Raw genomic sequence first — 26876 nt, 5'->3', positions numbered from 1 at the left:
TTGATGGCGAGGATTATCTAGCAAAATATATTTGTGAAAAATGCCATCATTAACAAATAACCTTTGTGCTATTTGCAATAATTGGAGAGTTAGCCGATCATTGGATTAAGCTGATGAGATCGAAAAGACTCAGATGATTTGAGCTGTGATGAGCACAAGCGTGATGACATTAAACAAAATTAAGATAGCGAAGGAGCCTCATGTTAACCCGTTCAGATGATTTAGAAATGGTACTCACCGTCGTCGATGCTGGTGGTTTTTCTGCGGCAGCAGAGACGTTGGATGTGCAAGTCGCCAAGGTATCTCGTTCGGTGAGTAAGGTTGAGTCGCAACTCGGCGTCTCAATATTCAACCGAACAACGAGACGCGTGGAATTGACGGAGGAAGGGCGGCAGTTTGTCGATTCAGTCAGGGTGGGATTACAAATGATCCAGAGCGCGGAAGAAGAAATCGTGTCGCGCGGTGAGTTGCCTAAAGGTCGTTTAAGAGTCGATGCCGCCAGCCCATTCGTATTCCATCAGCTAGTGCCGTTGGTGCAGTCATTCAAAGAGGCTTACCCAGACATTGAGTTGGAACTCACTTCCAACGAAGGCTTCGTTGATCTTCTCGAAAAGAGAACCGATGTTGCGATTCGAATCGGTAAGTTGTCCGACTCAACACTGCACGCGCGCCCGTTAGGAAAAAGTTTACTCCATATTGTGGCGTCACCTGATTATCTCGCTAAGCGTGGGCTGCCCACCAAACCTGAAGATTTGAGTTCACATCAAATTGTGGGTTTTGCAGGGAACAAAGTGCTTAACCATTGGCCTTTACCAAACCAAAGTGACGTCGCGCCTACTGTGACAGCCAGTAATGGTGAAACCGTGCGTCAACTAGTCTTAGCTGGAAATGGGATCGCTTGTCTGTCGGGGTTTATGGTGCAGGAAGATATGGCTGCGGGTCGCTTAATCCCTATTCTGGAACAAGACAAACTTGCCAACACAGACCGAGAGCGAGTGAATGCGGTTTATTACAAGTCGTCCTCTGTCTCTAAACGTATCTCGGCGTTTATTGACTTTATTCAGCCCCGTTTGAGCTTGTAGGAAAGAATGAAACACTCTTTAGCAGCACACAGCCAAACCGTTATTTGCATCGTTTGAGAACGGGTATTCGTATCAATGTTTAGAGAGCACATATTGTTGTATTGAGATTCGATAGGTGGATGTGATCTCAATAGCGTTTACTGACTTTCAGTGTTTAAAAACCGCCCGCCCACGCATCAAAATCGTCAATGTTGTCGAGCTCTTCTTTAGTTCTTGGGGCTGGGTAATAAGGCAGAGCCAATCTTTGAGCGGAAGGTTGCAGTTCCCAATCGGGCGTAATCTTGAGTCGGGTTAATTCATCGTTGAGGCGCACAAACATATAGTAGCCATCGGTATGGGTATTGGCGTAACTCGCGATTGTGGCGATATCGCCAGAGGGTAATTTTACATCTCGGCCGAGCGGGTAGAGTTGGTGCAATGCGAAACTCACTTTGGGATCTTCAAGTTTGCCTTGCTTAAAGCGTTCTAATCCGATGGCGGTTGAAGTAGTGCGCAGCTTCCACCCTGTGAGGAACAATCCACTCAAGTTATCTTGGAACGGCTTACCCTTTCGATTACCTTCATTGATAATGAATTGAGCCGTCAGCGTGTCTCCCGATTCTTGCAGAATTTTTAAAAACTGTTCACCAGTGCGATCGACCAAAAGCTTCATAATATCCAGCTACCATCAAGAATGAGAGACGATAAAGGGGACTACTTTAGGGGAGGCTTGTGTAGAGACGGTAAAGCTTACGTCGCGTGAACAATGTTTTCGGTGTTGATCCTTTCATGGCCTTAGAGCAACAACAGCTTTAACGCTTACGTAAGTAATGAGTTTGCACGATTTCATCAAGGTACGTCGTGACGCCTTTCAACGTAAAGTCGACCGGAGACACTAAGTCACCAAATAACGGGGATCCACCACCAAGCACGATAGGAATGGTCGAGATGATCAGCTCGTCAATCAGGTCTTCTTTCAGGAAGTTTTGAATGGTGATGCCGCCATCAATGTACAAGTTATTTAGGCCTTTGTTATTCAAATCCGCGACAATCTGTTTAAGCTCACCCTTCATCAAAAATACTTTACCTTCAAGTTCTTGAGGTACTTCATTTAAAGTGTTGCTCAGTACATAGACTAGCTTGCTGTAAGGCCAATCAATGCCAAAGCTCAACACCATGTCCATTGTATTTCGTCCCATGACCAGTGCATCGATACGATCGGTATGAGCGTTGTAACCCATGTCGTCACCGTCTGGATTTGGAATCGCTTGCAGCCAATCTAAGTCGCCTTGTTTGTCTGCAATGTAACCGTCAAGGCTGGTTGCGATGAATACAATATTTGACATTTTTAACCCCGATATCGATGAGAAACTTGGCATCTACACGGTAATAAATTAAAATATTCTACAGTGTAGAAATAAAGTTTAAGAGGTGACGGTATGACTGTCAAGGATCAGAAACGAGGTCGACCAAAGAGTGGATCAAGCCAACTCAGCGCCGAGAGAATTCTCACTATTGCTAAAAGCATGATGCGAGAGAGTGGCAAAGTACCAAGTATTCGAGGGTTGGCGACAGAACTCGGGGTCGATGCGATGGCCATATACCATTACTTCAAAAACAAAAACGATCTGCTTGAGGCAATCACGGTTTCCATGATTGAAGAAGTGGCACAGCCAGAGCTGAATCAAGACTGGCGAGATAACCTATATCGGCTCAGCGTGAGTTACTTGTCGATGCTCAACGAATATAGAGGCTTGTTAGAGACCTTATTGACCATGAAATCCCTCGGGCCGATGGAAGTTTTTAGTGAACGTTTTGAAGCGGTGTTGAGCCCGCTAGCGTTAACCGAAGAGCAAACCCAAAACGCGTTGGATTTGCTGGTGGATTATTTACACGGCTATGCTTTGGCGTTGAACTGCAACCCAGACCGAACTGAACTCACCATTGAAATGGTCGAAAAGCCGCTGAGTTTATACTGTTTGGCACTCACCCAACTTAAGTGATTTGTGGGTGATCTTGACCGGGCTTCTAATTTATAGTCGACAATTACCTATAAATTTCAGGATTTAGCAGTAATAATCAATGAATAGATCGGAATAGCTTGTTCATTGAAAAGCTGTACGGAAAGTTTCTAAAGACGTCATCGTGAAAAGGAAGTCAGATACATGCCTGTGCTCCAACGCATCAGTTTAACGTTAATCTTAATCGCCGTTTTAGGTGGGTGTTCTTCACTTCCTGAAGGCATCGATCACCCGACAGAACCGCCAACCTCTCCTGCACCTAGTTCTTTATCGGTTCTAACCAATGAATTTCAGCCTGAAGCTTTAGAGCAAGGGACCACTGCGGTTCGTCTGCAAGAGTCTGGTTGGGATGCCTTGGCACAGCGATTAGCGCTGGTCGAAAGTGCCGAGCACACCATCGACATTCAATACTACATCTGGAACTCTGACGAATCGGGCAGTTACTTAGCCAGCCGTTTGTTAGCCGCGGCCGAGCGTGGTGTGAAGGTTCGCGTAATGCTGGATGATATCAACCTCAACGAACGTGAAGGTTTGTTGTCGGCACTGGATGCGCACCCTAATGTCGAGATTCGTATCTTCAATCCAACGCCAACACGCCGTGGTTTCAGTAAATGGTTGAGCTTTGTCGGTGACTTTTCTCGTTTAAATCGCCGTATGCACAATAAGTCGTTTACCGTAGATGACACTTTGTCTGTGGTGGGTGGACGTAATATTGGTGATGAATATTTCGACCTTTCTGATGAAATCAATTTCCGAGACCGCGATGTATTAGTCATGGGCTCGGTAGTTAACACCATCCAAACCAGTTTTGTTGAATACTGGAACAGCCGTTGGTCTTACCCTGTCGATATGCTGGGTGATGACGAACAACCTGATCTCTCGAAGATAGATAATATTGTCGTGCCGCATTATCAAAATTATCCTGAATTACCATTAGACCGTGAGGCTGCTGATGGCTTACTGAAAGAGGTGATTGGTGAGATGACATGGGTGAATGCGCGTTTTGTTTACGATCAACCCGTTCCTGATGACTCCGATAATACTGATGAACCGAAAGCGACTGCGATTCTTCTAGGGAAGTTAGCGAGCGAGTCGAAACAAGAGATCTTATTGGAATCCGCTTACCTTGTATTCGATGATGGTCAGCTTGAAGAATGGCAGGTATTGAACAACAAGGGCGTTGAGATAAAAGCGCTAACTAACTCTATGGCGTCTAATGATCTGGTGACTAATCATTCTGCTTATGCAGGCAGACGTTACGACATGTTGGAGCATGGCATCGATCTGTTTGAGCTAAAACCAGAATCTAAGCTGTGTGAAGCATCGACTCAAGACGTGTCTAAATGTGCGCCTGAGACGGCCTATGGCTTGCACGCTAAATCAGTCGTATTCGACCGCAGCATCGCGAGCATCGGCTCATTTAACTTCAACTTGCGCTCTACCTACTTGAACACGGAATCGGTTTTGATCATCGAGAATAAAGAGATTGCTGAAACGTTAGCAGACACCATTGAGCAAGCGATGAGTGAAGATAATAGCTGGCGCTTGGAACTGGAAGACGGTGATGTGTATTGGTATTCAGGCGATCAAAGCTGGGACAGCGAACCAGAAACGGGTAAGTGGGAACGAATGCAGTCAGGCTTTTTGCAATTGCTACCGATTGAGAAATATCTGTAAGCTAGCCGCCTCCGGATAAATAAAAATGTCAGCGTATATTACGCTGACATTTTTTGTTTGTGCTGCTGTTTGCTGTGGTTTGTTGCAAGCTCTTAACGGCTTAACGGCTTAACGGCTTAACGCTTGGTCAGCTGTTTACTGTTCAAGTAAGGCAGAATGTGCGGGCGAGATTCACCAGACAGCTTCTGTGTGATCTGTTGTGACCAACTGCTTTGCTTCTGATTGCTTGAGCGGTTCGCGTAGTAGCTTTGCATTGAATCGTCGTAGCTGGCAATTTCATCTAGGCTCAGTGGTTGATATTGGTTTTCGTGCATCACCACATGAGCAGGAAGGCGAGGCTTCACCTCTGGTTGTTGTGCCGGGTGACCTAAGCACATTCCGAACAATACGGCGGTGTGTTGTGGTAGTTCTAACAGTTCATCGACTTGTTGTGCGCTGTTACGCAGCCCACCAATGTATACGCCACCCAAACCTAGAGACTCGGCAGCCAGCATGCAGTTTTGCGCCATGATGCCAGAATCTACCGCGCCAATCAGGGTCAGTTCAGTAAAGTCGGTTTTCACTTCAGGGTTGATTTGAGCGTGGCGTTGATAGTCGATACAGAACACTAAAAACTCAGCCGCATTCTCAACGTAAGCTTGGTTACCTGCGTATTCAGCTAACAGTTTGCGCTTCTCTGTGTCTGTCACTCTCACGATAGAAACAGCCTGCAGTAAGCTCGATGATGAAGCCGCGAGGCCAGCCTGAATAATCACATCAAGTTGTGCTTTTTCAATCGGTTGATTTGTATATTGACGAATGGAGCGGTGCCCCAGAATAGTTTCAATCGTGCTGTTCATAACTCTCAGACAGTCCTTGTAATGATGGCGTAGAGAATCACAATAACGACAATTACCATGAGCGTAAAGGGCGTTAGAGCCTTTCTGGTTAGCGGTATGATATTCATGAAATCAAAAGGATTGCTGTCACAGCCAATCCTTTTTTCGTACTGTTTCCTGCTAGAAGCTAGAAGCTAGAAGCTAGAAGCTAGAAGCTAGAAGCTAGAAGCTAGAAGCTAGAAGCTAGAAGCTAGAATGGAACGCTTAAGATCTCGCTTTAATGGCGAAGAGACAAAGTGACGAAGTGAACTCTGTTGGTCGAATAGCTGCCAGAAGGCTGAAATAGTCCTGAGTCAGCATTAATTTCACCATGGCCTAAATCTTGGTATTGGTAGCTCAATCCTAGGTTTAAGTCATTGGATATCTTCTTCTCAGCGCCGAATCCGATACGCCACTGTTTGTCGAGCGGGAGTAACACATCTCTGTTTTGACTGCTTACAGGGCTCGTGTCACCGCTCACTCCGCTGTACAGCAACCAATCCTCATATGCGTATTCCACACCAACCCCAAGAGAGTAGGTGGTTGAGTATTTGTCATCATAATCTTGCCATGTCTCCATGTTGGAGCTGAGTAGAAGGTTTAAGTCTTCATTTAATGAATGCTTCAACCCTAAGTTTAAGCTTCGAACCCAGGTCAGTTCAGAGCTAATTCCAAAAGCGTTGGCGTTATCAAGGGAAAGGTCGTGATCAAATTGGCCCTGATAGCTGACTCCCAATTGTGTGTTGTCACTGATGTGGTGATTGAGACTCAGACCGAACCCTAGATCAAGGCTATCCCCTTGGAGTTCGAGACCGTTCAAGGCTTGAGTTTCAAGCGCAGCGTGCTGCAATATCAAAGAACCACCAAGAGACAGCTGTTCATTGACCTGATATGACAATGACGACGTTAAGTTGAGTGCCGAAATGCTGTTTTCTTTGATCAATAAAGCAGGGTGCGCGCCAACGCCGTGTGAGTATTCAACGCCAGTGCCGCCAGCTGCATGCAATGCTGCGCCGACGACCCATTGGTCATTGAGCCTTGATGCGTAAGACAAATGAGGGAGAACATCCGCGCTGCTTCCTGTGGTCGAAGCCGAGTTATCGTCACGGACAAAAGTGGTTTCAACATCGAGGTATTGAACGCCGAGAATCCAAGCACTTTCTTCAATAGCCGATAACCCTGCAGCGTTGGTGAGCACGGCGGATGCATCGTTCGCGGTTACGTTCCCTGTGCCTGCCGTGCCGACGCTTTTAGTGGTCGCAATCTGAGATAGATTTAACCCTCCCGCGTGAGCAAGAGAGCTGACTATCCCTGTTACTAACAGAGACAGTGTGATGAAAGGTGTTTTCAAGAATAGAGCCTCATTTTCATTGTATGAGTTATGTTGCTAGCAGTTTGAGTCATGTATTTAGGGATAGAACGAATTGCCACGAGCGAACACTAAGAACGCCGTGGCAATCGACTTGATCTACTTAATTGACCTAAATGGGGCTAGAGTATTTCAACTTGTGGCAATGGGTATTCATTGTCGAGAACGGCTTGAGTTGGCTCATACAGGCGCATGTGAAGATAGAAGTCATCTTGAGGGGCTGGCAGCCAGTTACACGTTGGATCGGACGGTTTTACGTATTGAATGCATATTGGCAAGGTGCCGTCTTCTGCGTATTTCAGCTCATCTTTACGATTGGTCGAGATGGAGTAGCGTTGAATGAAGTTCTCAACCATGAACAGGTTTTTAGCGTCGTACATGGTCAACGACCAAAAGGCGTCAGCGGGTGCATCGGCAGGCATGGTCATTCGATATTGATTGTCTCCCGACAGCTGCTCGCCATTCGAGTCCGTGTATCGATTTGGGTAGAGTGCTCGCTCTGGCACATTCAAACCAGCCGCACGCATATTGATGCTCGCTCGGCTCAGGTAATCATTTCCGTAGCGGCCACCCTCGTACATCATCGACCAGCCATTATTGACATCACCGATGCTTCGACCAGCGTATTGAATGATCTGTTGTGAAGACTCAATCGCGCGCATTAACCCTTTTTTCTGTGCAGAAGTTAGTGCTTCCGGGTTAAAGGGGGTCGTTCCTCCAATACCAATTTGTTGGAATTGATCAACGATGGCAGCATCTTCTGGAATCGGGTTTTTACGTAGTTCACGGTCAATTAGCGAATACCACTCTAACCCTTCAGGCCTCGCCATGGGTGGGATGCGACCTGTCGAAGCTTTGAGCTCTACGATGTCGTGTTCTGCGCCGAGTTGATCAAGTGGGTAGCTGAGGAATTTATCGTGAGTAACCAATGCGTCATTGAGATCTTGCTCGCCAAATACGCCCGTTCGTTGAATTAACCAAACCATAGGAGTGCGAGACTCTACGATACGATCAATCCCCTCTGGCACTTCGCCAGCCCATCCTTTGTTAACCAACAGCACTTTTGAACCTTGGTCGCCGACATTCTTCACATGCAGATCTTCAATCGAATCTGAGTAAGCATCCAATAGCTGAACAATGTAATAACGGTTATCGGTGCGAGGAATATCAATCACCATTGGACCTGATAAATCCAGATCGTAGTGAGCTTGTGAGTAGAGCGTATCGTTGTTGACGGTAGGTACAATTCTATCCTGAGGTCCGGATAGAACGCGCGTTTTACCCATCTCATTCAATGGTGCCATGGCGTTGTCCATTGGCGCATCAACAGATGTGGTCGTTTGCCTAACCGCTGCCACGGTTAATGGGCCTGTACCATAGATAAATGCTTGAACACCTAGGTTGTAAGCGAGCTCTTCTTCAGGATTAATAGATTGTTGGGCAAGGGATGGCATCGCGATAATACTGGATAAAGAACACACTAAACTGGTCAGTACACTTTTCTTATAGAGGAGCTTTCTCATGGAACACCTTAGATCGTAGGAACAGGATTAGGCATTTATCATATGAGCAAGTGAGATTAAGGAGTGTAATAGCCGATATTAAGGATGTTAATAGTCTCTTTTTGCCATTCAAGTGTTTGTTTTAATTAACATTAATTTGGAGTGGTGAAGCGACTCGACGACATGTGCAGGTAGGGGGCCTGAGGCGCTATTGTTTGATTGATTTTCGGTTGATATGTTGGCAAAAAAGTACGGGAATCGATATGAACACATCTACTTATCCTTTTAGCTTATTCATTAAAGCAGAAGGGGCTCAGTGCAATCTGGATTGTAGCTACTGCTATTATCTCAATAGACAAGATGGCGATAAAAGATCGTCAATGTCTCTGGACATGATGGAGCAAATTGTCGGTGCTCATATCGACGCGCAGCCAATGAAAGATCAACAAGTGGATTTTATCTGGCACGGTGGCGAGCCTATGTTAAGAGGGCTCGATTTCTATGAAACGGCGATGAAAGCACAGGCAAGCAAAGCAACGAAAAAGCGCGTCGTGAATACGATGCAGACCAATGGAACCATGATTAATGATCGCTGGGCGAGCTTCTTTGCTAAACACAATTTTATGATGGGCATCAGTATCGATGGGCCCAATATTCTGAATGACATCGCTCGGATCGATAAAAATGGCGAGTCGTCTTTTGAACGCACAATGCGTGGGGTGTCTTACCTTAAAAAGCACAATGTTGATTTTAATACGTTAACGGTCGTGAACAATAAAACCTACAAATACGGTAAAACGATCTATCAGTTTTTGGTTGAAAATGGCAGTGGTTACATGCAGTTTCAACCTTGTATCGATCATGAGTTAGACAGACGAACAGGGCATGATTGGTCGTTAACGGGCGAGCAGTGGGGGCAATTTCTTTGCGACTTGTTTGATGCATGGAGCGCCAATGATGTCGGCAAAGTGTATATCCAGTTTTTTGAAAACTGTTTAATGGTGTTGATGGGCTACCAAAGCCAAATGTGTCATCACAGCGCGACTTGTGGGCAGCAATTAATGGTTGAGCATGACGGCAATGTTTATAGTTGTGACCATTATGGGTATCAAGATCATCAATTGGGCACCATGAACAGTGATAAGCTTGCAACTATGGCGAGCTCACCAGAACAAATCGCGTTTGGCACCAACAAATATGATGAGTTAAACAGCACTTGTCGACGTTGTGATTTTGTTGAACTCTGCCAAGGTGGTTGTCCTAAAAACAGGATCGCAACAACCGAAGACGGCAGTCCGATGAATCATTTGTGCCAAGGGTATGAGATGTTTTTTCGTCACGCATTACCCAAATTATTGCCAATGGTAGAAGCGATGAAAAAAGGGTATTCGCCAGCGTACTTTCCACTTTTCTAAATCACTTGGAGTAGGGCATGACCAAAGACCTAAACTTACTGCGACTCATTTTGGTGCTTAATGAAACTCGTCAAACGGTGAGTGCAGCAAAAGCCTTGAACGTAAGTCAGCCGACGATCAGTGTCATGCTTCGTAAACTCAGAGAACAATTTGATGATGAGTTGTTTGTTCGAGATAAAGCAAGGCTTGAACCCACCCCAAAATGCTTAAAGCTTATCGAAACCTTGCCTCTGCTATTAGAGCAGTTAGATAACCTTTACATACCCAATGATGAGTGGGGGTTGGAAGATTTAAGAGGGGAGGTTCAAATCATGTTGCCTTCCCCGCTGTTGATCCCTGTGGGTGTGCCATTAATCAAGAAGCTGACCAAAGAAGCGCCGCAAGTGACGTTTCAATGTTCACCTTGGTTAGAAAACGGCGTCCAGTCCCTAGAGACCAACCGAATGTGTTGGGGAGTGAGCTATCTTCCCATGGAGGTCAATAAAACCCTTACTGAGCGCCCAGTTGGCTTTGATAAGTTCATGTTGGTGTTAAGAGCTGACCACCCAATTCAAGGTAATTCCCTTGAGGACATTCTGAAATACCCACTCTGTATCAATATGATCCCTGGTTACATTCAGCCGTCCAAGGCGGAAATGTTGATCAAAAAATATGACTTAGATAAACACATCGGGCTCAGAAGTAACAATATGAATTTGATGCTAGAAGTCGTTAAGGACAGCGACTTCATCTATATAACATCGTCGAAATGCCGCTATTTGCTTGATCACTGTTATCGTTGTATCGACTTACCGCCGGAACTGTTGAAAGACACCTATCGTCGAGAATTGGCACTGTTTACCCATCAAGCAAACCGCAATAACCCGTTCACGGATTGGCTTCAAAAAGAAATTACGTCGATTATTCAATCCTAGTGTCACGCTACTATTCCTTTTAAATAACTCCCCTTTCTAACGGCCACTATTAATAATCGTAATAGTGGCTATCAAGCCATTTTTGGCGTCTTTCTTATACCATTTACCTCAACAACGGTTCGCTGAGACATGCACAATTTTCGTTGTGACTTCAGCGATTTACTCATAGTGAATGAGGGTTATAAATGTATAAGTCTTTTGTTAAATCCGCTCTGGCGCTCTCGGTACTGGCGAGCGTCAACGTACATGCAGCGAGCCAACCCAATGTGGTTGCCATCATGCTCGATGATGTGAGCCCAACAGATCTGTCAGCCTACCACCGCGGTTTAGGCGCGGTGGATACGCCGAACATTGATCGAATTGCCGAACGCGGCATGATGGTCAGCGATTACTACGCACAAGGCAGCTCTACTGCGGGGCGATCTGCCTTTATCACGGGTCAATATCCTTTCCGAACAGGCTTAACGTCTGTCGGTCAGCCGGGCTCTTCACTTGGCCTTCAAAAAGAAGATCCAACCCTAGCCGAAATGTTGAAAGACAAAGGCTATGCGACCGTGCATGTTGGTAAAAGTCACTTAGGCGATAACAATAGTCACCTGCCAACGGTGCACGGCTTTGATGAATTCTTCGGTTTCCTTTACCACCTTAATGTTATGGAGATGCCTGAACAGCCGGAATTCCCAACAGATCCTAACTTCAGAGGTCGCCCTCGTAATGTTCTTCACACTGTCGCTACCGAGAGTGTGGACATGCAAGAAGACCCAAGGTTTGGTGTGGTTGGAAAGCAAACGATTGAAGATAAAGGTCCTTTAGGCTCTAAACGCATGCAAACCGTTGATGGCGAATTTTTGGAGTTTGCTACTAATTGGCTCGATAGACATGAAGCAGAGAAAGACGAACAACCTTACTTCATGTGGTACAACCCGACTCGTATGCACCAAAAAACGCACGTGCGCCCGGAATACCAAGGCGCGAGCCAAATCAACACGTATTACGATGGCTTGATTGAACTTGATGACCAGATCGGTGTATTACTCGATAAGTTAGAAGATCTTGGTGAAATTGATAACACGATAATCTTGTTTACCTCAGACAACGGCGTAAACCTAGATCATTGGCCTGATGGTGGTTCTGCCTCTTTCCGTGGTCAAAAAGGCACGACGTGGGATGGCGGTTTCCGTGTACCAATGCTGGTCAGCTGGCCAGATAAAATCCCTCAAGGTGAATACACCGATGGCTTCATGACTTCTGAAGACTGGGTGCCAACCATTATGGCTGCAGTGGGTGAAGGCGACATTAAGCAAGAGCTGCTAGATGGAAAAGAGTTAAATGGCGAGCGTTACCAAGTTCACTTGGATGGTTATAACCAGTTGGATATGTTGACCAAAGGCGAACCGAGTCAACGTCATGAGTTCTTCTTCTACAACGAGCAAGATTTGAATGCGTTCCGAGTGGATGATTGGAAAGTGCACCTAAAAACCAAAACGGAGTGGATTGCGCCTCCTGAAGAGTGGCCACTAGGGATGCTCATCAACATCAAGGCTGATCCTTACGAGCGTAGCCCTGATACTCGTGGTTGGTTCTTATGGATGAAAGAGAAGTCTTGGGTATTACCAAAGCTACAAAAATCAGCGGCGGAATATCAGAAGTCACTCAAAGCGTTTCCACCAAGACAGAAAGCCGGTGGTATTGGTATGGCAGACAAATCAGTGGTTGCTGACTAACGCCAAATACGACTAATACAAGGTGTGCTGTAACAAGCGCACCTTACTATCGGACAATAATATGAAGAAACCGTTACGTCTGCTCACGGGCACCTTTTCCACTTTTACACTCTCTATCTTTGCGCTTATCCCCTTTGTATTTTCCGTTTCCGCTCAAGAAGAACCTGCCAGTGACATGGCTGATCCAATGGCTGTTTATACGGGAGGTGAAATTATTGCGGGCAATAAAGGGCTTGGCGCTACCTTCCAGTTTGGCGTGAATCGTGGCGATTGGGGTGTGTTGGGTAAGCTGGAAGGCAAAAACAACTTTGAAAACTATCGAGCACGATTCTTCACACCCAATAAGAAAACGGGCACCGGCTTATTTGTTGATGCTGGACACGACTTCTCCAACGACGATCTAACATCGAACTACGCCTCTATTGGTGTGATGCAAGCATTCAAGTTAAGCGACAAATTTAAACTCTATAGCGCCATAACGTACGGACAAATGTGGGAGGAGGAGAATAAGTTTGAGGACACGCAAATCATCAGCAGTATCAACTATCTAAAGTACGATTTTGCTGACCAATTTTATCTTCTACTCGCCCCCCAATACACCTACGGGTTAGATGGTGAGAACACTCGAGATTTCTCTGCTGAAATGCAGCTGGGCTACAAGGTCGATAGTGACAACATCATCATTTTTAGTGGTGATACTGACAACAACACTTGGATCACCTTCCGTACTCGTTTTTAGTTAGGACATTAAATGATGAAAAAAAACATACTTGCGGCAGCACTGACTTGTGCTTTCATGGTTGCACTTCCGTCTCCGGTACTCGCGAGCCAATCCGTGGACGCGACGAGCGCATCTGTGGCAACAAAAACAGCAATGGAGATCAAGACGGAAACTCTACCCATTGAGATGGCGAGTTTAGCGTCGCTCAAAAAGGATAATCAGCTATTGGCACAACTTGCCTATGAGTACGCGTACTCGATAGATGAAGCCTACAAATACTTTTACAAAACCGTCGTTGAGCAAGATTACCCTTTGAATCGATTCCAAAATATTCGAATACTTGCTGACGACACTTACACTGCGCACCCGACGATTAACAATGACACGTTACATTTGATGGGTTGGATGGATCTAGCAGCAGAGCCTGTCATCGTTACGATTCCAGACCATGATGACAATCGATACTGGTTGTTCCATACCATGAATATGCAGCACTTTACTGACTCGGCTTTTGGCTCTCCACAGCGAGGCACAAAAGGCGGCAGTTTCATGTATGCAGTTGAAGGGTGGAAAGGTGAAGTGCCTGCGAGTGTCGATCAAGTCATCTATGTCGAGCACCCGCTGGTCAAAATGATGGGTCGAATCATGGACCTTGGCGGTGACGATTCTGCAACTGCTCAAAAGTTAATGGATCAATGGAATGTTAGGACGTTGTCGGAATACTTAGGTCAGAAAGGGCCAGTTCCTATTGAGCGCGAGTATCCAGACCCTGAAGATTCTAATTGGGTCGAACGAACCAATTTCATCCTGTCTGAAGGAACAATGAAGACGCATGACCAAAAGCTGCTTGAACTGTTCGAGTACATTGGCTTAGGAGATGTTGAATTAGGCAAAGCCAATCATCCATTTACGGCAGAGCAGCTTAGTATGATCGAGTCTGGTCAAAAAGACGGACTGGAACGAATCATTAATGCGGGCTTTGATGATTCACGTGACGTATTAGGCACTCGCGATGAAATGACCAAGGTTCCAAGTTTTCAGCACGCCTACGGCACCTTAATGGGCCAATGGGGGCTGCCTGCAAAACACACTATGTACAGCGGTGACTTCTTCGATAGTGAAGGTGGTGCGCTCGATGGTAGTAAGTATGATTACACGGTGACCTTCGATGCGCCGCCGCTAGAAGAGGGTGGTTTTTGGTCATACACGGCCTACAGTGGTGAAACCCGATTGATGGAGAAAAATGACTTAAACCGTCATTCCCGTGGAGACAGAACGCTAACGCCTAATGCTGATGGCAGCTACACCATTTACATGAGTAGCGATGTAAAAGGGCATGAAGATGATCCTAACTTCTTACCTATCCCCGATCATCAATGGTATTCAGTGTTACGTATGTACACGCCCGGTGAAGAGGTAAGAACAGATAAATGGAAATCGACACCATTTACTAAGGTCAAAAAATCCACGATAAAGTGATGACTTAAATCGCCTGTTTAAGGTTTTGTTTATAATCGATTAATGCCAGCTGCTATGCCGCTGGCATTTTTTATTGAGCGAAACTTGCTTCGAAATAGGCGTTAAATGCTCAGAACTGTAGAATAAAATAGGGCATACTGGACTGAATATATAAACCAAAGAAAGTAACCACGCGCATGAATCCGATCTGCCTCAACGACCCTTTTTCTCTTCCTAATGGCCAAGTGATCAAAAATCGCCTGTTCAAATCGGCAATGAGTGAACAGCTAGGTGATAAACATCATAACCCTAAGCAAGGTTTAGTCACGCTTTACCAGCGTTGGGCTCAAGGAGGAATTGGCCTATCCATGACGGGCAACGTGATGGTCGATAGAGGTGCGCTTGGTGAACCTAAAAACGTTGTGTTAGATGAGCACAGTGACTTAACCGTATTTCGTGAGTGGGCGAGTGCCGGAACACAGAATGGTTCGCAGATATGGATGCAACTGAATCACCCAGGTAAGCAAATCCCTAAATTCTTATGTGATAGCCCAGTTGCCCCTTCAGCTATCTCTTTAGAGCGCGGATTAGAAAAAGGCTTTAATACGCCACGAGCTCTGACTGAGAAGGAAATAATTGCAATCATTGATAAATTCGCGCTGAGTGCAAAGCTTTCAAAACAAGCGGGTTTTACCGGTGTGCAGATCCACGGTGCTCATGGTTATCTCGTGAGTCAGTTTTTGTCTTCGAGACACAATCAACGCCAAGACAAATGGGGTGGTTCACTCGAAAACAGACTTCGTTTTGTGCTTGAGGCTTATCGTGCGATTCGAAAAGAGGTCGGTGACGATTTCCCCGTCGGGATTAAGCTCAACAGCGCCGACTTCATGAAAGGTGGCTTCACTGAAGAAGAGTCGATGCAGGTTGTACAAACATTGAGTGATAACGGTATCGACTTGATTGAGATCTCCGGCGGCACCTATGAAAGCCCATCAATGATGGGTTCAAAGAATAAGGCTGAATCAATCAAGGCCAGCACAGTAAAGCGTGAAGCGTATTTTATGGATTACATGGTGAAGGCGAGAAAACTCGTCAGCACACCGCTGGTGGTCACGGGTGGTTTTCGAACCGCGCAAGCAATGAATGAAGCATTAAACACCTCGGCGACCGATTTTATTGGTATTGCGCGCACAATGGCGGTTGATCCAGATTTCCCTAACAAGTTAATTGAAAACCCTAGCCACGGTATGCCGCTAACGGTGCCAACCACAGGAAAGCCCGCTTTAGACAGGATGGCGATGGTCGGGCTGGTTTGGTATGAACATCAAATGTGGCGCATCGCCTCTGGCAAGAATGCCGACCCTAAACTAAGCGCATTAGGTGTGGTGTTAAAAACAATTTTCAGCGCTGGCTGGCACGCCTTCAAAAAGCGCAGAGCGTAAGCAGTCATGGATTGTTAAAGCAGAACTTTAAGGAATTGAAGTTCCGCTTTTTCTATGATGATTTATTGTTTAGTTTGTCTAGATAGTAAGAAAGAGTTAAAGATCGTTAAGCGAATCAATCGTCAAATGAGCCATAATGAGAGAGATATTCGCTAAGTTAGCTTTTATCGCCAGACGGCTAAATATCTCCCTGACCAAACTTTAATGACAGGTAACTATGAAACAATTGGATCTCAATTTAATCCGCGTTTTTCTGGTTTTGCTAGAAACCCAAAATACTCGCATTGCTGGCAATAAATTAGCGCTGAGTCAGCCCGCAGTGAGTAAAGCACTAGGGCGATTGAGAGAATACTTTGATGACGAATTGTTTACTCGTGTCCATTCCGGTTTGAAGCCAACTCCACGTGCGTTAGAGCTTGGTGAACGACTGCCAATGATCATGGAAAGCTTAGACGACGTGATTCTTGAAACCCCAAGCTTTGACCCTGCCGAGTATCAAGGCAACATCACGATTGCGATTAACGGTTTTATCTCGAACTGGCTTGGTGCGCGTTTATGCCTTGGTCTCATTCAAGAAGCGCCCAATGCTCAAGTCAATATTGTTAATTGGGGCTCTCAAACGCTGAAAAAGTTGTTGGATGGCGAGATACAAGCTGCTATCAACTTTTCTCCAATCGAAACGAATAAGCAGTTTACCCATCAGATTATCGGTGAGGATGACTTTGTCGGGTTGGTTAAAACCGGCCATCCATTAGCTGGCAAAGTGATTTCACAGCAAGAGATAGATGAAGCGGAATACGCGAGTTTGGTGATACCGGGGTGGAATGATATTCAGCCTTATATCGCCAAGCATTTGTCGTCAGAGCAGCTTAAAGTGAAAGCAAGAAGCTCGTATTTGCACACGCTATTAGAGGTCATTAAACAAAGTGACATGATTCTACCGTGTTCCAAGCAGCTTGCTCTTTATCTTAATGAAGAGTTCGATTATCTCTCTTTTCCTGATTATGCACCGGAAGAGCTCAAAAAAATCGTGCTGGTGGAATCTCATAACAAGAGAATGCACCCGATGAATCAATGGCTTAAGCGAAAAATTATCACTACCTCCCAAACCATCATAAAAGAAAAGCAATAAGCCTCTCAAATGAGAGGCTAGGTTATTGTTAGTAGCTGTTATTGTTAGCAGCTGTTATTGCCAGTTAATTAACACTAATCACTCGCAATTCAGTCGTTATTCCCCGCTATTGAGCAGTGACCTGTGGGAAGTTGTGCATCTCACCTGATGCTACCGCTTCATCACTAGGACGGTATGCACGAACCGCAAAGTTCCAGCCATCATCGTTTACTTCAATTACGTTATTTGCAGCGTCACAGGTTTGCCCTTTTGGCGCAAAGTGGATCGTGTAAGAACCGTCTTTATTGGGTGTTGATGTCGTTGAATCAGCGCTGTTGTTGTCCGTCATTAACCAACCTTGGCTTGAATAGGCTGTAATTGACCAATAACCGCCTTCGTCATAACGTAATGAGGGTGCTTCAAACGTGATGTTTGCACATTCCGTTTTACCTGTACCCGCTCGTGACGTATACACAGCATGCTCTGCCGGCATACCAGCCCAACCTACTGCAGTACCAATCATAAACTGCTTGTTATCTGATGTGGCTGTGATGTTTGGTGTGAAGGCTTCTTCTGTCTTGATGTCATTAACTAGCTTCTCCCATTTTGCTCGGACGTTATCTCGAGAAGCATCATCCCAATCTGAAGCAGGTTCAAAAGGCTTAGCTGATTTCGCATTAATGACCGCCGCATCTTGCAGTCGATGCGCTTCATCTGCGCCAGCACTTGTTGCAGTTCGCATCAGTATGTAGATGTAGTCTGAACCTGCGATTTCTGAGTCGATGTAAATTTCTTCGCCACCATAAATGGCCATGTGGTTATCATGATTGTTATTGAAGATATGCATGATCTGGTACGCATCGCCTTCCGCCAGTTTGAATGTTGCGCCTTCTGAGACATCGACAACCGCGGTTGAATAGAGCAGGTCGGTGTTAGAGCGGATAATCATTTGGTTCTCTACCGTTACGTTTTCGCGATTATGCTCAAAAACATTAACCGGTTGATGCTCTAACTGTTGAGTGAAGTAAAGGTCGCTTTCTGCACGAGCGAAGTTTTCGTCGGTTACTTCAACTGCTGCCATTGTTTGCATTGATGTGATGGTAATCAGTGTTGCTAAAATGGTCTTTTTCATATCGTTTACCTTGAGGTCGTCATTAGGAGATGACACTAATGTATCGGTTTGGTGGTGATTCTAGAAATGAATTGATGTTATTTATGTAATAACCAAAAGGAATCGGAAGGCTGGTTTTTGTGAAGCTTAGAGAGAGTTGTGACTGTTTTTTGTTCGTTTGGTGAAAGTTTTTTGCACGAAGACAGGTCGTTAATTAATGAAGCGATGCTTTGTTCATTAACTAAGGCTTTATCGGCAGGTAAGGCTTTAGTTAATGACTGAGGTATCCGCGCTTTCAAGCACTATGCTTTAGTCATGACTAAAAGAGGATTAATTATGAAATGGCTTATCTTATCTGTAACGCTATTGTTTGTGGCAGGATGTCAATCGACAGGCTCTGACACACCTTCACATGATCAAATGAATCGAGTTCATTCTGGTGGTTGTAGCAGCTAATCCTTTTTTGAAAATACTTTTTAGCTGCTGTTATTATCATTTCTGTCACTGTTCTTATAAAGAACTCACTTCTACAAAGCCTTGCGATTACGTGAGGCTTTCTTCTATGTAAAACAACGCATCCCTGCCGATTTATGTTGTAAATTTGTGAATCTAAACTGTCTATATTCTAGGCTGTGTACTGGATCTCATTTGTGATTTGAGTCCCTTGCTAAGGTAAATAATGAATGTGTACTACCAATCACTTTACTCAACTTAAGAGGTTTCTATGCTAGGTGAAAATCACTCTCTTGTTCACGAATTTCCTGAAATGAAAGACAAAATTGCTGAGCTTGCTAAAACTGACGATGGCTTTGCAGAAGATATGAAGACATACGACAACCTTGATAAAGAGATTCGTAAACTAGAGCTGAAAGATTCACCCATTGATGACGGCTCGATGCACCAACTAAAACATGATCGTTCTGAGCTTAAAGATTCACTGCATGCTCGTTTAATTGCCTAGCTAGCGGGTTGTTTTGCTGAATAGCTAAGTTAAATCGTTAGATCGCTAAACGGTTACTGCAGGTTTAGACAATAAAAACTCCTTCGGGAGTTTTTTTTTGTTTCTGCATTCCAGTCTCTATCTGAACGCATAAGAATATTTGGATATAAGAAACCGTAGATATAGACAAACTCAGTTAGCACTAAGGTTTTGCAAATAGGGTGGATATAAAAAAGCTTAGCGCGGGGGACGCTAAGCTTCGTTGTTAAATATGTTCTTGAACCATGTTTAGGCTGGTGGAATTAGCCGACTTGAGAAAAGCTCACTACTTTGCTTTGTAGCTTCTCTTTCAGGTAATCCGTTACTGCTTGCTGCTCGGATTCACTCATGTACAGGCCAAGCTTGGTTCTACGCCACAAGATGTCTTCGTCAGTCATCGCCATCTCTTCATTGATCAAGTAATCGATTTCAACTTGATAAACGCCATGAGCTTCGCCTGAGAATTGGTTGCCAAGGTCAGCTTCGCAATTTGCTCCTTCCAGTAGCTTCCACGTGTAAGTACCGAATTGAGTCACGTAACGAAGTAATAGCGCTTCAGATGCCCAAGGGTATTTAGTGTGGATCATCTTCGCAAGCTGCTCTCTGCTACAACTGAAGTTACCACCTGGAAGTGTGTTGTTGGCTGTCCAAGGCGCACCCATGTTGGTTAGGTGTGGTTCTAACTTCTTAAGTGCTGCTTCGCCTAGCTTACGATAAGTGGTCAACTTGCCACCGAAGATCGAAAGCAGTGGTGCTTGATCAAGCTCTGCGTCTAATTCGAGCGTGTAGTCACGAGTGATCGCTTGCGGTGAATCAGATTCGTCATCACAAAGCGGTCTTACGCCACTGTATGTCCAAACCACATCTTCACGGCCAAGTTGTTTAACAAAGTGTTGGTTAACAATATCAATCAAGTAATCCACTTCGACATCATCAATTGCGACGTTACGTGGGTCGCCTTTGTATTCAAGGTCGGTGGTGCCGATGATCGAGAACTTATCTAGGTAAGGGATCATGAACACAATGCGATTGTCTTTGTTTTGCAGAATGTATGCTTGTGGTTCGTCGTGAATGCGTGGCACAACAATGTGTGAGCCTTTGATCAGACGAATATTACGAGGCGAAGCCTGCTCTAATCCATCATCAAAGAACTGTTTAACCCAAGGACCAGCTGCGTTGACCAGTGCTTTCGCTTTACGTTCAAAGCGTTGGTTGGTCATGACATCAAGGATCGTCACATGCCAGATGCCGCCTTCACGGTGCGCTTTTTCAACTCGGCAGTAGTTACGAACTTCTGCGTTGTTTTCTTTTGCTGCTAATACGTTGAGCAACACCATACGCGCATCATCAACCCAGCAATCTGAGTATTCGAAGCCTGTCTTCATTTCTGGTTTCAGTAGGCCTGATTTCGCTAAGTTGACGGTCTTACTTCCAGGAAGAGTGGTGCGCTTACCCAAGTTATCGTAAAGGAATAGGCCACAGCGAATCATCCAAGCCGGGCGTAAAAATGGTCGATGTGGTAAACGGAAACGCATTGGTTGAGCAACATGAGGTGCTTTTCTTAACAAGACTTCACGTTCCGCGAGTGCTTCCGAAACCAAACGAAACTCGTAATGTTCAAGGTAGCGTAGGCCACCGTGGATAAGCTTTGAGCTGGCAGAAGACGTTGCAGATGCGAAATCATTTGCTTCGTATAAGCCAACGTTTAGACCACGACCTGATGCGTCTGCCGCGATGCCTGCACCGTTGATGCCGCCGCCAATCACGATCAAGTCTAAAGTGGAAGGTGTACTGTTGTTTGAATTATTTTGTTGAGCACTCATGGTTTTGACCTCTTTCTGAGCGAACGAGCATTTTAGAACATAATTGAATCCTATATGAACTTTCGTTTGCGGTCATTTATTATTTTCGTTTATGCGCGTTTTATGTGATTTGGGCATAAAAAAACCTCTGCTTATGAAGGCAGAGGTTCAAATAAGTCTAATTCGAGCATAGAAGCGACAGTGACAGCGAGCAAGTTTTACTTTATTAACTTTTCTATAAAGAATCGTGAATCATTTAAGAAAGTGGCGTCACTGAGCTCTTATGTTTAGTTATTCGCTCATAGGACGAGCGGTATCGATCACTTCTAATGGTATTGCGGAATCTTTAAGGATGTTGAGAATCTCTTCTGGTGGCTGCTTATTAGTAAACACCATGTGGGCTTGAGAGATATTACCGAGCTTAACCATCGCGTTACGGCCAAACTTAGTGTGGTCGACGGCTAAGAAGATGCTGCGACTGTTTTCGATGATGGCTTGTTTCACTCGAACTTCGTGGTAGTCAAAATCGAGTAACGAGCCGTCAAAGTCGATGCCACTGATGCCCAAGATACCGAAATCGAGGCGGAACTGCTTTACGAAATCGAGTGTCGCTTCACCGACGATGCCACCATCGCGGTTACGTACTTCACCGCCCGCCAAGATAACCTTGATCTCTGGGTTCGGTAGAAGGATGCTTGCAACGTTAATGTTGTTGGTCACAACTCGTAGCTGCTTATGATTCTTGTTGAGTGCGCGAGCAACCGATTCAGGTGTGGTGCCGATATCAACGAACAAGGTTGCGCCATCTGGGATATGTTTAACCAGCTCGTCGGCGATCACGTCTTTTTCGTTGAAGTTAAGCGCTTTACGCGTGTTATAAGAGGTGTTTTCTGAGCTTAAAGGAATGGTTGCACCACCGTGATAGCGACGAATTTTATTGCCATCGGCTAGTTCATTGAGGTCTCGTCTGATGGTTTGTGGGCTGACATCGAACTTTTCAACGAGCTCTTCGGTACTCACATATCCTTGTGTTTTTACCAGATCTACAATCTGCTGGTGTCTTGGTATCTGCTTCACTTAACTTACCACTCCCTGCGCGCAAAGGGCTCTAGCGCGTCAAAATCGAAAATATAAACTCACGCTATTGTGCTCGAATTGATGAAAAGAGAGAAGTAATGATGGTAAGGAATCATGTCTAAACCGCAAAAACGCTGGTCAAAACATGGAATTTGAGCCTGAAACGCAAAAAAGAGCACAAAATAGTGCTCTTTTTAGTTTCGTTTGCTGAGGTTCGAACAATCTAATCGATTAATAAGGGATTATTCGTACTCCTCTGTTAACTCACGCTTAGATTACTCTTCGTCGTCATCGTGCAGTTCAGACCAAACCTGTGCACACTTGATAGCACGCTTCCAACCTTTGTAACGGCGGTTACGCTTCTCTTCGTCGTGGTGTGGCATGAAGGTGCGGTCAAGAACGGCTTTGTCTTGAAGCTCATCAATGCTGTCCCAGAAACCAACCGCTAGGCCAGCAAGGTAAGCGGCACCCAGAGCGGTTACTTCCGTTACTTCAGGGCGGTGAACTTCAGTATCCAGCACGTCTGATTGGAACTGCATTAGGAAGTTATTCGCTACTGCACCGCCATCAACACGTAGTTTCGCTAGCTTGATGCCTGAGTCAGCTTGCATCGCATCTAGCACGTCACGAGTTTGGTAAGCAATACCTTCCAGCGTTGCACGGATGATGTGGTTAGAGTTAACACCACGAGTTAGGCCAACAATCGTACCGCGAGCATAAGCATCCCAGTAGGGTGCGCCTAGGCCAGTAAATGCAGGAACCACGTAAACGCCGTTTGAAGAGTCTACTTTGGTTGCGAAGTACTCAGAGTCTTCTGCACCAGCCAGTAGCTTCATTTCATCACGTAGCCATTGGATTGATGCGCCGCCCATGAATACTGCACCTTCAAGTGCGTATGCAGGCTCACCTTTAGGACCACATGCTAGCGTTGTTAGTAGGCCGTTCTTTGATGTTACTTTCTCTTGGCCTGTGTTCATTAGAAGGAAACAACCTGTGCCGTAAGTGTTCTTAGCTTGGCCTGCTTCTACACACATTTGACCGTAAAGTGCAGCTTGTTGGTCACCTGCAATACCCGCGATTGGGATACGAGTACCGCCTTTACCACCAAGGTTCGTTTGACCGTAAACCTCAGAAGAGCGTTTTACTTCAGGCATCATGATTGACGGAATACCCATCTCATCAAGTAGCTTCTGGTCCCAACATAGGTCATTGATGTTGAACAACATAGTACGTGACGCGTTAGTGTAATCCGTAACGTGTACACGTCCTTGAGTCATTTTCCAAACTAACCAAGTATCAACCGTACCGAACAACAGTTTGCCTGCTTCAGCGTCTTCACGAGCGCCTTCAACGTTGTCTAGAATCCATTTTACTTTGGTACCTGAGAAATACGGGTCAAGGACTAAGCCGGTATTGTCACGTACGTAGTCTTCTAGGCCACGTGCTTTAAGGTCTTCACAGATGTCTGCAGTACGACGACACTGCCATACGATTGCGTTGTAAACCGGTTTGCCAGTTTCTTTGTTCCAAACAATGGTGGTTTCACGTTGGTTCGTGATACCAATGCCCGCTAGCTCATCGCTGCGGATGCCTGCTTTAGCAAGAGCTTCAACCAATGTAGAGCTTTGAGTCGCCCAGATTTCCATTGGATCATGCTCAACCCAACCCGCTTTCGGGTAAATCTGAGTGAATTCTCGTTGAGAAGAACTAACGATGTTTGCATCGTGATCGAGGATTACAGCGCGAGAACTTGTGGTGCCTTGGTCTAGGGCAACAATGTATTTTTGCTCGGTCATGGTAAGAATCCTTTTTCTTTCGTTATTTATATTTTAGTAAATGTAAGGTCGCTTAGGGATTAAGCTTGAGCTTGTTCAGCTTCTTCTTCTGTTTCACATTGGTTTGGAATTGTGCAGCCTTGGCCTTCTACTGGTAGGTAAGCACCGATAACACGTGGGTACAACCAACCACCAAAACACGCACCAGCAATTGGAGCAAGAATTGGAACGATGAAGTAAGGAATATCACGAGCACCGCTTAGTGCGAAATCCCAACCTGCAAAGTAAGCGAACAGTTTTGGTCCGAAGTCACGAGCAGGGTTCATTGCAAAGCCCGTCAGTGGACCTAAAGAACCACCGATAACCGCGATAAGAATACCGATCAGTAGAGGGTTCATTGCACCGCGAGATGCGCCGTTGTTCTCATCACCTAACGCTAAAATGGCAAACATCAACACTGCAGTAATCACGAATTCCACAGCAAAAGCGCCGAAGAAAGAAAGTGAAGCATGTGGGTAAGTCGAGAAGATACCAGCAGTTGATAGTGCGTCTTGGCTGCTACGAACGAAGTTATGTGCGATTTCGTAGTCAGTAAATAGGTTGCTGTACAGGCTGTAAACCAATGCTGCAGAGCAGAAAGCGCCAAGCAGTTGCGAAATGATGTAAGGCACCACTTTCGCTTTATCAAAGCCATGGAACATGGCCAGTGCAATCGTTACGGCTGGGTTGATGTGTGCGCCTGAAACGCCGGCAGTACAGTAAATTGCAATCGCAACACCGAAGCCCCAGATGATGCTGATTTCCCATTGTCCGAATGTCGCACCAGTTAATACCAGAGCGGCCACACAGCCAACGCCAAAGAATATGAGTAATCCTGTACCGATAAATTCAGCCAAGCATTGCCCAAATAAAGAAGGGTGTTTGTTTGTTGTCATGTTCGAGTCCTTTTTAGTTTTGCTTATCTAGCACGTGTATTGTGCATATATTTGCGAACTCGAAAATAAACGAACATCAAAAGTGAGCGTTTGAGCATAAAATTGTTAATTAAAGTCACTTGAAATGTTAATCCGAACACTTTTGCTCGAAAAAGATGCTCGCATGAACGTCATTGCTCGAATTGATAGGTTGCGAAGCCGCTCAAACTACCTATATGTAAATGAATGCGCAACTGGTACGAGGAGTTTATGTTTGGATTTGTGACGCTACTTCGTGAGTGGCGGATTATTAGACTTAATTAGGGAGGGCTGTGTGATGTTTTTGCTATGTAACAAGGGCGTTAACAAATGAGCTTATATGCATAAATGAATAAACTGCCAACTATGTTGTAGTTTGGCAGTTTTCATTTGGGTGTATGTTCTTGTTATACGAGACGAACTTACCGCTCTAAACCAGAGCTGCAACTTTTCCTTTCGAAACCAATTGAGCTCGGATTGAGTCATACGCCCAATTGAACGCAATCGCGTAAAGTACGAAGAAAATAACTAGGCCGATGTCCATGATCAGTACGGTTAGGAAGTCGAGTTGTAGAACCCACATCAAGACAGGTAGAGTCACTGTCATTAAGCCAAGCTCAAAACCTAATCCGTGCAGGATACGTGTTTTCGTGGTTCTTTTGCTTCGGTCTGCTCCGTAAATTTTGTCGTAGCCATAGTTATAAACGTAGTTCCAAGCCATCGCTATCAATGATATTGCGAGCGCTAAGCCTGCCATTTCGCCTGCGCCGTTTCCTGTAATATAGGTTGCAAGCCCTGCCATCAAAATCAAAGCTGCTAATTCAAATAGCACCATGTGCAACATGCGTTCTTTATGTGACATTTTTCTAACTCTCTTTACGATTAAATAGCCGCCGATGGGCTAATGACTTGCTAGATAATATCTAGTTAAGTGATAATATAAAGATAGTTAGCATCATATATAGTGATAGTAAGTTTTGGGAGAAACCAAATGTACAACATTGAACAGCTGAAAATGTTTGTGTATGCCGTTGAATTAGGGTCATTTTCTGCCAGTGCTCGTCATTTGGGTAAGGTGCAGTCGGCGGTGAGCCAAGGCATCAGTAATCTTGAAATAGATTTTAATGTTGAGCTTTTTGATCGTTCGACTCGAAAGCCTTCACTAACCAAAGCGGGCGAGCAGTTATTTAAACAGGTGAAAGCGATCGTGCTTCAGGTTGAAGATCTGAATGTGACGGTTAACGCGATGGGTAGCGGCGAAGAGGGGCTCATCAAAATTGCATTAGATGATTCATTACTGGTTCCGAACTTATCTAAGATCCTTAGTCAGTTCAGTCAACAATTCCCTGCTACTGAAGTTGAACTGGTTGCGTGTACCACAACAGAGGTCAATCCGTTAATTATCGAAGAGAGAGCCGACATTGGATTGATGTTTACCAACTTGGCTTTTGATGTCGGTTCTGAGCCATGCTTTATCGGTCACTTACCGTTTATTGCTGTGTGTCATCCAAGTCATGCGCTCGCAAAAAAAGGTGTGGCGAAACTCTCTGATTTACTCCCGTATCGTCAGTTAATGTTGAGGGGAGACAAGGGGAAGGTGATGGATCAGTTTCCGCTGATTGCCGGAAAGGTATGGTGGTCAAACAGCTTTATTGTGATCAAAGAGATGGTACTTGGCAGTGATATTGGCTGGGCATACTTACCTAGGCACCTCGTCGAAGAGGAGCTGAATAAGCAGCGTTTAGTGGAGATTAATGTCTCATTCGATCACAAAACATGGTCACCGCCCGTTGATCTTGTTCTGTCTAAAACACGCTCAAAAGGTCCTGCATTACTTTGGCTTGAACAAGCATTGAAAGGCCTATTAGACGAAACTGAATAAAGAAAAGGCTCACCGTTTAACGTGT

23 protein-coding genes are annotated in these 26876 nt (G+C 45.1%); 12 read left to right on the top strand and 11 right to left on the bottom strand.

The window, feature by feature from the left end; translation table 11 throughout:
- The first annotated feature begins 200 nt into the window (after positions 1–200).
- Complete coding sequence (locus AB4513_RS07705; RefSeq protein ID WP_009845937.1) at positions 201–1082, top strand: LysR family transcriptional regulator; 882 nt, start codon at positions 201–203, stop codon at positions 1080–1082.
- Positions 1083–1236: 154 nt separating this feature from the next.
- Here AB4513_RS07705 and AB4513_RS07700 read toward each other — a convergent pair whose 3' ends face one another.
- Positions 1237–1734: a hypothetical protein gene (locus AB4513_RS07700; RefSeq protein WP_009845936.1), complete on the bottom strand. Its 498-nt coding sequence runs from the start codon at positions 1732–1734 to the stop codon at positions 1237–1239.
- Between the two features lie 139 nt (positions 1735–1873).
- Entirely contained in the window at positions 1874–2407 is a 534-nt protein-coding gene (locus AB4513_RS07695; RefSeq protein WP_170962745.1) for a dihydrofolate reductase family protein, read from the bottom strand.
- A gap of 93 nt (positions 2408–2500) precedes the next feature.
- Between AB4513_RS07695 and AB4513_RS07690 the strand changes: the two genes are divergently transcribed.
- Positions 2501–3064 (top strand): TetR/AcrR family transcriptional regulator, encoded by a 564-nt coding sequence (locus AB4513_RS07690; protein WP_009845934.1) that lies wholly within the window; start codon positions 2501–2503, stop codon positions 3062–3064.
- A 162-nt stretch (positions 3065–3226) separates the two neighbouring features.
- Positions 3227–4759: a phospholipase D family protein gene (locus AB4513_RS07685; protein ID WP_009845933.1), complete on the top strand. Its 1533-nt coding sequence runs from the start codon at positions 3227–3229 to the stop codon at positions 4757–4759.
- Positions 4760–4875: 116 nt separating this feature from the next.
- On the opposite strand, the gene nfsA is transcribed toward AB4513_RS07685, so the two are convergent.
- From nfsA to AB4513_RS07670, 3 genes are all read right to left on the bottom strand, one after another.
- Positions 4876–5598 (bottom strand): oxygen-insensitive NADPH nitroreductase, encoded by a 723-nt coding sequence (nfsA, locus tag AB4513_RS07680; protein ID WP_009845932.1) that lies wholly within the window; start codon positions 5596–5598, stop codon positions 4876–4878.
- Between the two features lie 256 nt (positions 5599–5854).
- Positions 5855–6967 carry an OmpP1/FadL family transporter gene (locus AB4513_RS07675; protein ID WP_009845931.1) on the bottom strand — a complete coding sequence of 371 codons (1113 nt, stop codon included), beginning with the start codon at positions 6965–6967 and terminating at the stop codon, positions 5855–5857.
- A gap of 140 nt (positions 6968–7107) precedes the next feature.
- Positions 7108–8508, bottom strand: coding sequence for a DUF1254 domain-containing protein (locus AB4513_RS07670; RefSeq protein ID WP_032555095.1), 1401 nt, complete (start codon positions 8506–8508; stop codon positions 7108–7110).
- Positions 8509–8750: 242 nt separating this feature from the next.
- Here AB4513_RS07670 and AB4513_RS07665 point away from each other — a divergent pair, with 242 nt between their 5' ends.
- The 7 genes from AB4513_RS07665 (at position 8751) to AB4513_RS07635 (ending at position 17293) form a co-directional block, all read left to right on the top strand.
- Positions 8751–9902: an anaerobic sulfatase maturase gene (locus AB4513_RS07665; RefSeq protein WP_102258287.1), complete on the top strand. Its 1152-nt coding sequence runs from the start codon at positions 8751–8753 to the stop codon at positions 9900–9902.
- Positions 9903–9919: 17 nt separating this feature from the next.
- Complete coding sequence (locus tag AB4513_RS07660; RefSeq protein ID WP_009845928.1) at positions 9920–10816, top strand: LysR family transcriptional regulator; 897 nt, start codon at positions 9920–9922, stop codon at positions 10814–10816.
- A 185-nt stretch (positions 10817–11001) separates the two neighbouring features.
- Positions 11002–12540: a sulfatase-like hydrolase/transferase gene (locus AB4513_RS07655; RefSeq protein ID WP_009845927.1), complete on the top strand. Its 1539-nt coding sequence runs from the start codon at positions 11002–11004 to the stop codon at positions 12538–12540.
- A gap of 61 nt (positions 12541–12601) precedes the next feature.
- A complete protein-coding gene (locus tag AB4513_RS07650) occupies positions 12602–13279 on the top strand; it encodes a hypothetical protein (protein ID WP_009845926.1) in 678 nt (225 codons plus the stop codon).
- A gap of 12 nt (positions 13280–13291) precedes the next feature.
- Positions 13292–14740, top strand: coding sequence for a DUF1254 domain-containing protein (locus AB4513_RS07645; RefSeq protein ID WP_032555093.1), 1449 nt, complete (start codon positions 13292–13294; stop codon positions 14738–14740).
- 176 nt (positions 14741–14916) lie between these two features.
- Positions 14917–16161, top strand: a complete 1245-nt coding sequence (locus AB4513_RS07640; RefSeq protein ID WP_009845924.1) for an NADH:flavin oxidoreductase/NADH oxidase family protein — start codon at positions 14917–14919, stop codon at positions 16159–16161.
- 217 nt (positions 16162–16378) lie between these two features.
- Positions 16379–17293, top strand: coding sequence for a LysR family transcriptional regulator (locus AB4513_RS07635; protein ID WP_009845923.1), 915 nt, complete (start codon positions 16379–16381; stop codon positions 17291–17293).
- Between the two features lie 106 nt (positions 17294–17399).
- On the opposite strand, the gene AB4513_RS07630 is transcribed toward AB4513_RS07635, so the two are convergent.
- Positions 17400–18440: a DUF1214 domain-containing protein gene (locus tag AB4513_RS07630; protein ID WP_032555092.1), complete on the bottom strand. Its 1041-nt coding sequence runs from the start codon at positions 18438–18440 to the stop codon at positions 17400–17402.
- 667 nt (positions 18441–19107) lie between these two features.
- On the opposite strand from AB4513_RS07630, the gene AB4513_RS07625 reads away from it, so the two are divergent.
- Positions 19108–19344 (top strand): YdcH family protein, encoded by a 237-nt coding sequence (locus AB4513_RS07625; protein WP_009845921.1) that lies wholly within the window; start codon positions 19108–19110, stop codon positions 19342–19344.
- A gap of 281 nt (positions 19345–19625) precedes the next feature.
- On the opposite strand, the gene glpD is transcribed toward AB4513_RS07625, so the two are convergent.
- The 5 genes from glpD to AB4513_RS07600 all read right to left on the bottom strand — a co-directional run bounded on the left by glpD (position 19626) and on the right by AB4513_RS07600 (position 25831).
- The gene (gene glpD, locus AB4513_RS07620; protein WP_009845920.1) at positions 19626–21185 is read right to left on the bottom strand and encodes a glycerol-3-phosphate dehydrogenase; all 1560 of its coding nucleotides are present in this window, start codon (positions 21183–21185) and stop codon (positions 19626–19628) included.
- 270 nt (positions 21186–21455) lie between these two features.
- Complete coding sequence (locus AB4513_RS07615; RefSeq protein ID WP_009845919.1) at positions 21456–22241, bottom strand: DeoR/GlpR family transcriptional regulator; 786 nt, start codon at positions 22239–22241, stop codon at positions 21456–21458.
- A 275-nt stretch (positions 22242–22516) separates the two neighbouring features.
- Positions 22517–24037: a glycerol kinase GlpK gene (glpK, locus tag AB4513_RS07610; protein ID WP_009845918.1), complete on the bottom strand. Its 1521-nt coding sequence runs from the start codon at positions 24035–24037 to the stop codon at positions 22517–22519.
- 59 nt (positions 24038–24096) lie between these two features.
- Entirely contained in the window at positions 24097–24951 is an 855-nt protein-coding gene (locus AB4513_RS07605) for an MIP/aquaporin family protein (protein WP_004732234.1), read from the bottom strand.
- 448 nt (positions 24952–25399) lie between these two features.
- Entirely contained in the window at positions 25400–25831 is a 432-nt protein-coding gene (locus tag AB4513_RS07600) for a PACE efflux transporter (RefSeq protein ID WP_009845917.1), read from the bottom strand.
- Between the two features lie 129 nt (positions 25832–25960).
- Between AB4513_RS07600 and AB4513_RS07595 the strand changes: the two genes are divergently transcribed.
- Positions 25961–26851, top strand: coding sequence for a LysR family transcriptional regulator (locus tag AB4513_RS07595; RefSeq protein ID WP_009845916.1), 891 nt, complete (start codon positions 25961–25963; stop codon positions 26849–26851).
- Positions 26852–26876 lie beyond the last annotated feature (25 nt).

The sequence above is a fragment of the Vibrio sp. 10N.222.54.E6 genome, from assembly GCF_041473955.1.
GTDB lineage: Bacteria > Pseudomonadota > Gammaproteobacteria > Enterobacterales > Vibrionaceae > Vibrio > Vibrio tasmaniensis_A.
This window is presented reverse-complemented; position numbering and strand designations above follow the sequence as displayed.

Coding starts and splice junctions, on each gene's coding strand:
- AB4513_RS07705 (WP_009845937.1), top strand. CDS start 201: ATGTTAACCCGTTCAGATGATTTAGAAATGGTACTCACCGTCGTCGAT.
- AB4513_RS07700 (WP_009845936.1), bottom strand. CDS start 1,734: ATGAAGCTTTTGGTCGATCGCACTGGTGAACAGTTTTTAAAAATTCTG.
- AB4513_RS07695 (WP_170962745.1), bottom strand. CDS start 2,407: ATGTCAAATATTGTATTCATCGCAACCAGCCTTGACGGTTACATTGCA.
- AB4513_RS07690 (WP_009845934.1), top strand. CDS start 2,501: ATGACTGTCAAGGATCAGAAACGAGGTCGACCAAAGAGTGGATCAAGC.
- AB4513_RS07685 (WP_009845933.1), top strand. CDS start 3,227: ATGCCTGTGCTCCAACGCATCAGTTTAACGTTAATCTTAATCGCCGTT.
- nfsA (WP_009845932.1), bottom strand. CDS start 5,598: ATGAACAGCACGATTGAAACTATTCTGGGGCACCGCTCCATTCGTCAA.
- AB4513_RS07670 (WP_032555095.1), bottom strand. CDS start 8,508: ATGAGAAAGCTCCTCTATAAGAAAAGTGTACTGACCAGTTTAGTGTGT.
- AB4513_RS07665 (WP_102258287.1), top strand. CDS start 8,751: ATGAACACATCTACTTATCCTTTTAGCTTATTCATTAAAGCAGAAGGG.
- AB4513_RS07660 (WP_009845928.1), top strand. CDS start 9,920: ATGACCAAAGACCTAAACTTACTGCGACTCATTTTGGTGCTTAATGAA.
- AB4513_RS07655 (WP_009845927.1), top strand. CDS start 11,002: ATGTATAAGTCTTTTGTTAAATCCGCTCTGGCGCTCTCGGTACTGGCG.
- AB4513_RS07650 (WP_009845926.1), top strand. CDS start 12,602: ATGAAGAAACCGTTACGTCTGCTCACGGGCACCTTTTCCACTTTTACA.
- AB4513_RS07645 (WP_032555093.1), top strand. CDS start 13,292: ATGATGAAAAAAAACATACTTGCGGCAGCACTGACTTGTGCTTTCATG.
- AB4513_RS07640 (WP_009845924.1), top strand. CDS start 14,917: ATGAATCCGATCTGCCTCAACGACCCTTTTTCTCTTCCTAATGGCCAA.
- AB4513_RS07635 (WP_009845923.1), top strand. CDS start 16,379: ATGAAACAATTGGATCTCAATTTAATCCGCGTTTTTCTGGTTTTGCTA.
- AB4513_RS07625 (WP_009845921.1), top strand. CDS start 19,108: ATGCTAGGTGAAAATCACTCTCTTGTTCACGAATTTCCTGAAATGAAA.
- glpD (WP_009845920.1), bottom strand. CDS start 21,185: ATGAGTGCTCAACAAAATAATTCAAACAACAGTACACCTTCCACTTTA.
- glpK (WP_009845918.1), bottom strand. CDS start 24,037: ATGACCGAGCAAAAATACATTGTTGCCCTAGACCAAGGCACCACAAGT.
- AB4513_RS07605 (WP_004732234.1), bottom strand. CDS start 24,951: ATGACAACAAACAAACACCCTTCTTTATTTGGGCAATGCTTGGCTGAA.
- AB4513_RS07600 (WP_009845917.1), bottom strand. CDS start 25,831: ATGTCACATAAAGAACGCATGTTGCACATGGTGCTATTTGAATTAGCA.
- AB4513_RS07595 (WP_009845916.1), top strand. CDS start 25,961: ATGTACAACATTGAACAGCTGAAAATGTTTGTGTATGCCGTTGAATTA.